The following is a 4319-nucleotide window of genomic DNA, read 5'->3' as shown; positions in this document are numbered from 1 at the left end:
TCGCACAGTTTTTCATCTGGTGCTTGTCAAAGTTTCGTTGTTTAATTTACAAGGTGCACGCTCCATTCGCGGAACAGGTGTTATCTTAGCACGTGGGTCAGCGTTTGTCAACAGTTAATTTTACTTTTTCGACATTTTTCTTGTCTGCTCCTTTACAGGCAGCTCAAAAATTCAGTATTTTCAACGGTTTGTGGGCATTCTGTCAAGAACAGAATGCCCGCATTTTTCCGTATTCATTCATTTACGCCGCATTTCGGCCGATCAAGGCGTCATAGCGCATCAGCAAAAGCGCGACCTGCGCGCGGCTGACGGCCTGCGTCGGATACCAGACGCACTCTTTTTCAGTGATGAGCCCGTTGTTCCACGCCCAGGTCACGGCATCCCTGCCGCTCTCCGACACTTTGGGCGCATAGGGATAGTCGTCGAGCGTACCCGTGACCGAAGGCTCGCCCGCGAGGCGGTAGAGCACGATGATCGCCTGCTCGCAGGACAAAAAGCCGCTGGGGTCAAACGCCCCGCCGTTGCCGCCCATGAGGCCCTTGCCGACCATCCACTTGACATATTCGTAATACCATTCGTCGCCCGTGAGGTCGCTGAACTCCGCATCCTCCTCCGTCGGCGTGCCGCCGGCAAAACGGTACATGATGACGGCGAACTGCGATCTCTCCACGCCATATTCCGGCTGGAAGAGATGCTGCGTGTCGTCGCCGCTCATCACGCCGGTGGAGACAACATAGTTGACTGCGTCGGCGTACCACGCGTCGGGCGCGACGTCGGTATAGGTGTAGGTCGTCTGCTGGCCGTCCGCCGTGACGGTGATGTCGACACCGCCGCTTTCGTTGGCGGTCATCGTGCCGAGCTCCGCGCGCACGTCGTTTCCGGTCACATTCGCGCTGTCGAACGTGTCCGTCTGCGTGCTCTGCGTTCCATCCTGTTTATTGTCCTGCGATGTATCCTTATTCCCACAGCCCCGCACCACCAGCATGATCACAAGCACCAGCACGACGAGGATGGGGATGAGCAATTTCTTCTGCATGAGCTTCTCCTGTTCTGACGAACATTTTGATTCTGTAAAACATATTATTATATGTTAGCATACCACTGGAAGCGTTGCAAGGCTTTTCCCCATTGTTCACAAAACGTGCACATTCTATCGCGCTCACCTCTTCCTGCCCACGGCATAGAATGAAACGCAGGAGTTTTCCTGCCCCGAGCTTAAAAGGAGGGTATTTTCGATGAATCGTTTTCAGAATTCGTGCGGCTGTGCAGACCGCTGCCCGCCGCCCTGCCCCGCGCCGTTTCCTCCGCCGCCGTTCCCGCCTCAGTATGTGCTGGGCCCGACGGGGCCGCAGGGCGTGCAGGGCATTCAGGGTGTTCCCGGCCCGATCGGGCCGACGGGGCCGCAGGGTGTACAGGGTCTTCAAGGCGTCCCCGGTGCGCCGGGCGCCATTGGGCCTACTGGACCTCAAGGTCAGACGGGTGCGACAGGCGCCGCGGGCCCGCAGGGACCGCAGGGCATTCAAGGCGTAGCCGGAGCCGCCGGCGCAGCTGGCGCAACCGGACCGACAGGCCCCATCGGCCCACAGGGTATTGCGGGTGCAGCAGGCGCAGTCGGTCCTACCGGCGCAACGGGTCCCACCGGCCCGACCGGACCGCAGGGTCTTGTCGGCAGTGACGGTGAGCAGGGTCCTCAGGGTCCGACCGGTCCCACAGGTCCTACGGGTCCGACTGGACCGAGCGATACGCGCGCGGCGGCAGCTGTTGCCGATGCGACAAGCGTAGAGGACGTCGTCGAGCAGTTCAACGCGCTGCTGGCAAATCTCCGCGCAGCGGGTCTCCTCTCGACCTGAGCAATAAGCGGTGCGGCGCAAGCCGCGCCGCAATACATATATAAAAGGAGGGAATCGCCATTTCCTACCGCGTCTGCGTTTACGCCATCTGCAAAAACGAGTCGCAATTTGTCGAGCGCTTCATGGACTCGATGTCCGAGGCGGACGACATCTGCGTGCTCGACACGGGGTCAACGGACGATACGGTCGAAAAACTCAGAGCCCGCGGTGCGCACGTCGAGCAGAAGATCATCGCGCCGTGGCGCTTCGATGTCGCGCGCAATAAATCGCTGAAGCTCATCCCCAAGGACGCCGATATCTGCTGCTGCATCGACCTCGACGAGCAGTTTCAGCCCGGCTGGCGCGAAAAGCTCGAGCGCGCGTGGCAACCCGACACAACACGTGCCCGCTACCGCTACACGTGGAGCTTTCTGCCCGATGGGCGCGAGGGCTGCGTCTTCTGGACGGACAAAATTCACAAAAACGGCTGCTACCGCTGGGTGAATCCGGTGCACGAGGTGCTTCAATATCTGGGCGAGGGCGGCGAGCGCTTTGTCGACGCCGAGGGCGTGCAGCTCGACCACCATCCCGACCCGAGCAAATCGCGCGGGCAGTATCTTCCACTTTTAGAGCTTGCCGTGCGGGAGAACCCACAAAACGACCGCAACCGCCACTACTTAGGCCGCGAGTACATGTTCCGCGGCGATTGGGCGCGGGCGGTCTCGACCCTGAAAGCACACCTCGCGATGCCGCAGGCCGTGTGGCGCGACGAACGCTGCGCCTCGATGCGCTACATCGCGCGCTGTCTGCGTCGTTTGGAGCGCGAGGATGAAGCCGCGCTCTGGCTGCATCGCGCCATCGCGGAAGCGCCGCACCTGCGCGAGCCGTATCTGGAGTTTGCCGACCTGCTTTATCAGCAAAAGGACTGGTGCGGCGTCATTTTTATGGTAAACTGCGCGCTCGCGATCACCGAGCGGCCGCGCACCTATATCTGCGAGCCGTTCGCATGGGGCAGCTTCCCCTATGATCTGTTGAGCATCGCGCACTTTCACCTCGCGCAGTGGGAAGACGCGCTGAAAAACGCGGAAAAAGCACTTGCGCTTGCACCGGACGATGCGCGTTTGCAGGAAAACTGCGCACTGCTCAGGGCGAAAATTCAGAAAGAAAGCCGTATTTGATGGCTTTCTTCGGTTTTCAGTTGCTTTTTCTGCCGCCGTATGATAGATTATTAAAGATTATAAACTGAGGGGGTGCGGCAATGGAGCTGTGCGAACACTACTTACATTATATGAGCGCGCTGTGCGAGGGCACAATGCCCGCGCCGCCGGAGCTTGCGCTCACCGCCGATACCACCGAGGAGCGCGCCGCGCAGCTGCAAAGTGCGCTGAAAGATCTGAGTGTGTCGGACTTTGTGCGCCTGTGCGCCAAAAGCGCAGGCGACGAGCTGGACGAGGCGATATTCGACCATTTCAGCGAGGAGGATTTCTCCCGCGCACTGCTGCAAATGCTCACCGCCGCGGCGGAACTGGAGCAGCCCGAGGAAAAGCCGCCCGCAGCAGAAAGTACCCCTGATCCCGACGCGGGCAAGCACGCGTTCGAGGTCTTCTGCGACTGCGTGGAGCTCGACGAACAGCTCGTCGCGTACCTCATCGACATTTTGAAGCGCGGCGACAAGGCCGCGTTCTACAAGCTCTCGCAGGTCACGACGCAGCTGGACCTCGACCCGCGCGAATTTCTCTACTGGCTCGCCCATCGCGAGGACTACGGTACGGACGATGAGCGCGCCTGCGCGGCCATCATGGACGCATGCTTTGCGCGCCTGTATGAAGAAAAGCAGGGCGAGCTTTTAGGCGCGCTGCTCTCGGGCGACCGGAAAACGTTCGAGCTCTTCCGCACGGAAGCGCCCGAGCTGCGCCACCTGCCTGCCGCGACCTATGAATGGTACAGCAAAAACTATTTGGACCGCGACTATCCGCTGCGGTTTATTCTAATGTGCAACGGCGTTGAATTTCCCGACACGCCGGAGGAGGACAAATGAACAGAGATGAAATGTACCTGTCGCTCGGCGTGAGCGACAAGGTTCTTCAATTCGGCGAGGCCGTTTTGGACGAGCTCAAGCCCCGCTTTGCCGAGATCGAAGAGATCGCCGAGCTCAACCAAGCGAAAGTCATCGGCGCAATGCAGAAAAACCGCGTGAATGCGACGCACTTCGCCGCCTCGACCGGCTACGGCTACGATGACGAGGGGCGCGACAATTTGGAGCGCGTCTACGCGAGCGCTTTCCACACCGAGGCCGCGCTCGTCCGCCCGCAGATCACCTGCGGCACACACGCGCTGGCCATCGCGCTGTCCGCCAACCTGCTGCCGGGCGACGAGATGCTCGCTATCTCCGGCAAGCCCTACGATACGCTTGAGGAGGTCATCGGTCTTCGCGAAAGCCCATGCTCGCTCAAGGAGTACGGCGTCAGCTATGCGCAGGTCGACCTGCGC

The 4319-nt window shown here is 60.2% G+C and carries 4 protein-coding genes; 3 read left to right on the top strand and 1 reads right to left on the bottom strand.

Features of this window, described 5'->3' with window-relative positions:
- Positions 1-241 precede the first annotated feature (241 nt).
- Positions 242-1036, bottom strand: a complete 795-nt coding sequence (locus NI20_RS0105390) for an S-layer homology domain-containing protein (RefSeq protein ID WP_033120429.1) — start codon at positions 1034-1036, stop codon at positions 242-244.
- 867 nt (positions 1037-1903) lie between these two features.
- Here NI20_RS0105390 and NI20_RS0105380 point away from each other — a divergent pair.
- The 3 genes from NI20_RS0105380 to NI20_RS0105370 all read left to right on the top strand — a co-directional run.
- A complete protein-coding gene (locus tag NI20_RS0105380; protein WP_369699400.1) occupies positions 1904-3007 on the top strand; it encodes a glycosyltransferase in 1104 nt (367 codons plus the stop codon).
- 80 nt (positions 3008-3087) lie between these two features.
- Positions 3088-3867 (top strand): hypothetical protein, encoded by a 780-nt coding sequence (locus NI20_RS0105375; RefSeq protein WP_033120427.1) that lies wholly within the window; start codon positions 3088-3090, stop codon positions 3865-3867.
- The coding region (locus tag NI20_RS0105370) for a methionine gamma-lyase family protein (RefSeq protein ID WP_033120426.1) at positions 3864-4319 on the top strand (456 nt) is incomplete at its 3' end. The genes NI20_RS0105375 and NI20_RS0105370, both read left to right, overlap by 4 nt.

Origin of the sequence: Oscillibacter sp. ER4, assembly GCF_000765235.1 — a bacterium.
Classification (GTDB): Bacteria; Bacillota; Clostridia; order Oscillospirales; family Oscillospiraceae; genus Hominicoprocola; species Hominicoprocola fusiformis.
This window is presented reverse-complemented; position numbering and strand designations above follow the sequence as displayed.